Genomic DNA, 6,279 nt, shown 5'->3' with positions numbered 1-6,279 from the left:
GCGTCGGCCAGCTCCCGGGTCCCTCGCTGCCCGCCGGGTACCCGTAGCGCGACACCCGGTCCGCGTGCCACGCGCCGCTCCCGGGCCGCACGATGCGCCCGCCCGCCCCGGCACCCCCACCCCGACCCCACCGCCCCCGGCCCCGCGGACGCTCCGCTCCCGCCGTCTCAGGCCGCGAGTCCGCCGAACAGCAGTGACACCGTCATCGCGATGACGACCGAGTCGAAGGCGGACGCGATGACGACGTTCGCGCGCACCAGGCGCCAGCCCTCTCTCGAGCGGATCTCGGCCGAGACCGTGGCCGCCGTCGTGGACAGCAGGAGCGCGAGGGTCGCGTCGTCACTGAAGTGCGGCGCCTCCTCGAAGGCGAAGCGCACCTGCGACCGCCGGGGCGACCGCGACTCGAGGCGCAGGCAGGCCTGTGCGACCGAGAGGACCATCAGCACCCACGAGCTCGCGACGGCGAGCAGGGCGGCGGCGAGGGAGAGGGGCTCGCTGCGGGACTCCGTCCTCTGCGCGATCGCCACCGTGACCACGATCGCCGGCACCGCCGCCGGCAGCGCCGCCGGCAGCGTCGTGCCGGTCACCCCGGTCGCTCCCGCCATCCGCGAGAGGAGGCGCCGCTCGCCGCGCGCCTCCTCCTCGGCGGTGCTCCGCAGCGCCTGCTCGTCGAGGCGCGAGAAGGAGGCGGCGCTTCGCAGCGCCTGCTCGTCGAGGCGCGAGAAGGAGGCGGCGCTTCGCAGCGCCTGCTCGTCGAGGCGCGAGTAGGAGGCGGCGCTCCAGCCCACGGAGAGGGCGGTGGAGAGCGGCCGGCCGAGCAGATGGACCGGAACGAGGGTCGCCGTCGCATCGACGGCCCCGTCGCCCGGAGCGAGCGTCCCCGTCGCCAGGACGAGCAGCACCACCACGATCGTGACCAGGAGGCGCACGCACACCCGGAACAGATCCGAGCGGGGTCGTCTGCGCGCGGTCATCGCCGTCCTCCCCGTCAGAGGCCCGGAGCGCGCCTCGAACAATATCCACGCCGTTCCGTCCTGCGGTGTCCCCGTGCACCACCGGGCCATTCGTTGCAACCAACAACAAATCCCCCGCGCACCCGGCAGAATGGACCCATGACCTCACGGAGCAACTGGGCGGGCACCTACGAGTACCGCGCCGCCGCCATCATCGAGCCGGAGTCCGTCGAGGAGGTGCAGCGCCTCGTCCGCGAGAACGAGCGCGTCCGCGCCCTCGGCAGCCGCCACTCCTTCAACTCCCTGCCCGACACCCCCGGCGCACTGCTGCACCTGGGGCACCTGGCCTCCGACCCCGTGATCGACGCCGAGGCGAGCACCGTCACCGTCGGCGGCGCCACCCGCTACGGCGTCGTCGCCGCGCACCTGCACAGCAACGGCTACGCCCTGCACAACATGGGCTCGCTCCCGCACATCTCGGTCGCCGGCGCCATCGCGACCGGCACCCACGGCTCGGGCGACCGCAACGCGAACCTCTCCTCCGCCGTCTCGGCGCTCGAGCTCGTCACCGCCGACGGCTCGCTGCGCACGATCCGCCGCGGGGAGCCGGGCTTCGAGGGCGTCGTCGTCGGCCTCGGCGCCTTCGGCATCGTCACCCGCGTGACCCTCGACATCCAGCCGACCTTCGACGTCCGCCAGGACGCGTTCGTCGACCTGCCCTGGGAGCGCGTGCTCGACGACTTCGACGCGATCACCTCCTCCGCCTACAGCGTCAGCCTCATGACCCACTGGTCCTCGCCGACGGTGGAGCAGCTGTGGCTGAAGACCAAGGCGGCGGCGGGATCCGTCGCCGACGTCGACGCGACGCACCTGGGCGCGGTCGCCGCCTCCGCGAGCCTCTTCGCCGTCTCGGAGGGTGTCGACTCCAACCTGAACCCGTTCGGCGGCTCCGTCGGACCGTGGTCCGAGCGCCTGCCGCACTTCCGCCTCGACCGCGAGCCGAGCGCGGGCGACGAGATCCAGAGCGAGTACATGGTGCCGCGCGCGAACGTCCGCGAGGCGATCGTGGCGCTGCGCGCGATCGGCGAGCGGATCGACGACGTCCTGCTCATCACGGAGCTGCGGACCATGGCGGGCGACGACCAGTGGCTCTCCCCCGCCGGAGGCCGCGACAGCGTCGGCGTGCACTTCACCTTCAAGAAGGACCGCGCCGGCGTCGACGCCGTGCTCCCCGCCGTCGAGGGAGCGCTGCTGCCGCTCGGCGCCCGGCCGCACTGGGGCAAGCACTTCCTCGCCGGAGCCGACGAGATCGCGCCGCTCTACCCGCACCTCGAGGAGTGGCGCACCCTCCGCTCCGAGTGGGACCCCTCGGGCCGCTTCGCGAGCGACTTCCTCCGCGACCGCCTGCTCGGCTGAGCGGCACCCGCCCCGCGGGACCAGGCAGGTTCCGCGGGACGGGGCTCACCGGACGCAGCACAGGACGGGGCTCACAGGACGCAGCTCGCGGGACGCGGCTCTCGGAACGCCGCTCAGAACAGGCGGGCCGCGTCGGCGGGCTCGACGAGGTCGCGCACCAGCGCCGGGATCCGCTTCCGGAACGGGAAGAACCCCCGCGACGCCGACGGCCACGCCGCACCGTCCCAGCGGCGGCGCACGGTGACGAGCGCGACCCCCTCGTCGGCGAGAGCCGAGCGGAGCGCCTCCACCCGCTCGCCGACGGGCCCGACCGGCGCGTACGGAACGACCACGGTGTCGATCCGCTCGGAGACCGCCCAGTCGACGACCGTCGCGGCACGCGCGTCCGCCAGCACCCGCGCCGGCCGACCGCTGGAGTCGGAGGTGCGCTCGGCGGCGTCGGCGAGCGCCGCGGCGGTGAAGGCAGCGACCGCGTCGGAGACTCCGGACGGCGAGCGCCCGCCCGCGTCCCCGGCGACGGCGCACGCGACGAGGCGCTCGGCCAGACCCGGCTGCTCGGCGAGCAGGCTCTCCGCCTCGAGGTCGTCCTCGTGCAGCAGGAGGCCGGGGCGGGCGCCGACGGTCCCCACAACGTCGTCCTGCTCGAGCGGTGCCCGCGGCGGGAAGGGCTCCTCCGTCAGCGCGGGGGCTGTGGTGGCGAGGCCGCTCGGCGAGAAGCGCCCCTCCGTGTAGCGGGCGATGTTGGACGCGGAGGCGAGGTAGGTCTTGCCCGGAGTCTGCAGGCCGGCGACCCATCGCCACGACAGGGTGTTGGACGCGGCGTCGCCGTCGAGCAGGTGCCGGTAGAAGAAGTCGGCGCCGAGCTGCCAGGGCAGTCCGAGGGTGAAGATCCAGATGCTCGCGAACCACATGCGGGTGTGGTTGTGGAGGTACCCGGTCTCGACGAGCTCGCTCACCCACGCGTCCATCGCGTCGATGCCGCTGTGTCCGCCGATCGCGTCGAGGTACCCGGGCGGAGGATCGCCCGCGGAGGAGTCCGCCACCTCGCGGCGGTAGCGGCGCCAGACGTCCGGGTTCTGCTCGAGCCAGCCCTTCCAGTAGGTGCGCCAGAACACCTCCTGGACGAACTTCTCCGCGGCGGTCAGCCGGTGGCGCGCGAGGACCGCGGCGACGACCTCCCGCTCGGTGACGAGGCGGTGGCGGAGGTAGGGCGAGAGCCCGGAGACGTTGTCCCGGGACGGTCCGAGGTCGTGGTTGCGGTCGCGGGCGTAGGCGGAGCCCGCGCGGGCGACGAAGTCGTCGAGCGCCTCGAGACCGGCGGCTCTGGTCGGGATGAACATCGCCCCATCATCGGCGTCGGCCCGGTGAGAACACCGGCGGCGGCCTCCCGAGTGCGCTCCGGGGACGGAGGTGCCCGCCGAGCGCTCGTCAACGGGGTGACCGGCGCCTCCGACCCGACGTAGCGTCGGAGGACGAGAGGGAGGCCGCCATGCCCCGCGAGGAACAGATCCCGTCCACCATCGAGCGCTCCGACGAGCACGCGCAGAAGCTCTGGTCGGCCGCGCACGACTCGGCCGTCGACAGCTACGGCGACGGCGAGCGCGCCCACCGCACAGCCTTCGCCGCGCTGAAGCACGAGTACGAGAAGGTCGGCGACCACTGGGAGCGCAAGGCCGAGAGCGGCCCCTCCGACTCCCGCGCCGAGGGCCACGGCCGCTCCCCCGGGGGCGAGACGGCGGGCGGAGTGGACGCGAACGCGACCAAGGCGCACCTGATGGACCTCGCCAAGCGCCTGGACGTCTCCGGCCGCTCGCGCATGACGAAGGCCGAGCTCGTCGAGGCCCTGCAGAAGGAGAGCACTCGACGGACGCGCGACGCGCGGTGAGGGCAGGGGGCGGGGTCGGGAACAGCCGCCCCGCCGAGCCCCGGCCCGCTCAGTCCAGCGCGTCCCGCATGGCCGCCATGCCCAGCTCCAGCTCGGCGAAGGTGGTCGACAGCGGCGAGAGGCCGATCCGGATGCCGTCGGGTCGGCGGAAGTCCGGCACGATCCCGTCCGCCTGCAGCCGCGGGACGAGGCCGGCGAACGACTCGTGCGCGATCGTCACGTGCGAGCCGCGCCGGGCGGGGTCGAGCGGAGTCGCCACCCGCACCCCGCGCGGCACCAGCCACGCGTCGGCCAGCTCCAGCGCGTACGCCGTCATCGCCTCCGACTTCGCGCGCACCGCGGGCATGCCCACCGAGGCGATCAGCGCGATCATGTCCTGCATCGCGAGCATCCCCGTGATCGGCGGGGTGCCGCTGAGGAAGCGCCGCATCCCCTCGGCCGGACGGTAGCCGGGTCCCATCTCGAACATGTCGGCGACGCCCATCCAGCCCTGCACCGGCTGCGTGAGCGAGCCCTGGTGCCGGGAGGCGACGTACGCCCACGCGGGCGCCCCCGGGCCTCCGTTCAGGTACTTGTAGGAGCAGCCGACCGCGAGGTCCGCGCCCCACGCGTCGAGCTCGAGCGGCACGGAGCCGACGGAGTGGGAGGCGTCCCAGAGCACGAGCGCGCCGGCCTCGTGCGCCTGGGCGGTGATCGCCGCGGCGTCGGCGAGGAACCCCGAGCGGTACGCGACGTGGCTGAGCAGCACCAGCGCCGTCCGCTCGCCGAGCACCGGGGCGAGGTCGTCGGGGCCGACGCCGCTCTCGGGGTCGGAGTCGATCCAGCGGAGCGTGCTGCCGGTCTCGGCCGCGATGCCCTCCAGCACGTACCGGTCGGTGGGGAAGTTGTCGGTGTCCACGACGATCTCGTCGCGCCCCTGCTCCGCCTGGCGGGCGATCGCCGCGCGGGCGAGCTTGTAGAGCAGGACGGTCGTGGAGTCGGCGACGACCGTCTGCCCGGCCGCGGCTCCCAGCACCGCGGAGCCGAGGGCGTCGCCGACCTCGAGCGGCATGTCGAGCCAGCCCTCCTCCCAGCCGCGGATGAGGCGGCCGCCCCACTCCTCCTCCGCGAACCGCGCGAGCCGGGCGACGCTCGCGCGCAGCGGCCGGCCGAGCGAGTTGCCGTCGAGGTAGGAGCGGACCTCGGGGGTGCGGACGAACAGCTCGGGGCAGTGCGCGAGCGGGTCCTGGGCGTCGAGCGGATGCATGCCCTCACCCTAGGTCGCGGGCGCCGGGCGCGACGCGTGCCGCCGGGGCCCCGGATCCGTGCCGCCGGGGTCCCTGACGGGTGCTGCCGGGGCCCCTGACGCTGCTCGGACGCCGCCCACTGTCCAGAAGTCGTCGCACTCGGCGTCGACTGCGACGACTCCCGAGCACTCGCGAGCCCTCACCCGGAGCCCCTCCCCCCCACTGTCCAGAACTTGTCGCACTCGGCGTCGACTGCGACAACTCTTGAGCACTCGCAAGCGCTCACCCCGGAGCCTCCCCCACCGTCCAGAACTTGTCGCACTCGGCCTCGACTGCGACAACTCCTGAGCACTCGCGAGCCCTCACCCGGAGCCCCTCCCCCCCACTGTCCAGAAGTCGTCGCACTCGGCGTCGACTGCGACAACTCCTGAGCACTCGCGGACCCGCGCACTCGAGCCGGTCGCCACTCCTCCGAAGTCGCCGTACTCGCGCTCCAGTACGGCCGCTTCCGCATGGTCGTGGAGCCGCCGGGCCCGTCCCAGCGGTCGTCGCCGAGTGCGCAGGAGTCGTCGCACTCGAGCTCGGGTGCGACGACTCCTGGACAGTCGCGGGAGCCGGAGGAGAACGGAGCAGGAGCCGGAGGAGAACGGAGCAGGAGCCGGAGGAGAACGGAGCGGGAGCCGGAGGAGAACGGACCTCGAGCCGACGAGCGCCCCCGGACCCGCGAGCACGGCCGCGCACCTGGGAAGTCAACGGGCGGACGCCGCCCCCCGCCCCGCCTAGCCTCCGAGGACGGCCC

The 6,279-nt window shown here is 74.0% G+C and carries 5 protein-coding genes; 2 read left to right on the top strand and 3 right to left on the bottom strand.

What is annotated here, in order from left to right; translation table 11 throughout:
* Positions 1-167 precede the first annotated feature (167 nt).
* Positions 168-974, bottom strand: a complete 807-nt coding sequence (locus C5C35_RS16565; RefSeq protein ID WP_181134955.1) for a DUF1345 domain-containing protein — start codon at positions 972-974, stop codon at positions 168-170.
* 138 nt (positions 975-1,112) lie between these two features.
* Here C5C35_RS16565 and C5C35_RS16560 point away from each other — a divergent pair, with 138 nt between their 5' ends.
* A complete protein-coding gene (locus C5C35_RS16560) occupies positions 1,113-2,369 on the top strand; it encodes a D-arabinono-1,4-lactone oxidase (RefSeq protein WP_104263614.1) in 1,257 nt (418 codons plus the stop codon).
* 113 nt (positions 2,370-2,482) lie between these two features.
* Here C5C35_RS16560 and C5C35_RS16555 read toward each other — a convergent pair whose 3' ends face one another.
* Entirely contained in the window at positions 2,483-3,709 is a 1,227-nt protein-coding gene (locus C5C35_RS16555; RefSeq protein ID WP_104261761.1) for an FAD-binding domain-containing protein, read from the bottom strand.
* Between the two features lie 149 nt (positions 3,710-3,858).
* On the opposite strand from C5C35_RS16555, the gene C5C35_RS16550 reads away from it, so the two are divergent.
* Entirely contained in the window at positions 3,859-4,254 is a 396-nt protein-coding gene (locus C5C35_RS16550; protein ID WP_104225169.1) for a ChaB family protein, read from the top strand.
* Positions 4,255-4,303: 49 nt separating this feature from the next.
* Here C5C35_RS16550 and C5C35_RS16545 read toward each other — a convergent pair whose 3' ends face one another.
* Complete coding sequence (locus tag C5C35_RS16545; protein ID WP_104263613.1) at positions 4,304-5,500, bottom strand: kynureninase; 1,197 nt, start codon at positions 5,498-5,500, stop codon at positions 4,304-4,306.
* Positions 5,501-6,279 lie beyond the last annotated feature (779 nt).

It is taken from the genome of Rathayibacter sp. AY1F8 (assembly GCF_002932165.1).
GTDB lineage: Bacteria > Actinomycetota > Actinomycetes > Actinomycetales > Microbacteriaceae > Rathayibacter.
Note: the sequence above shows the minus strand (reverse complement) of the source record. Positions and strands in the feature narration are given on the sequence as shown.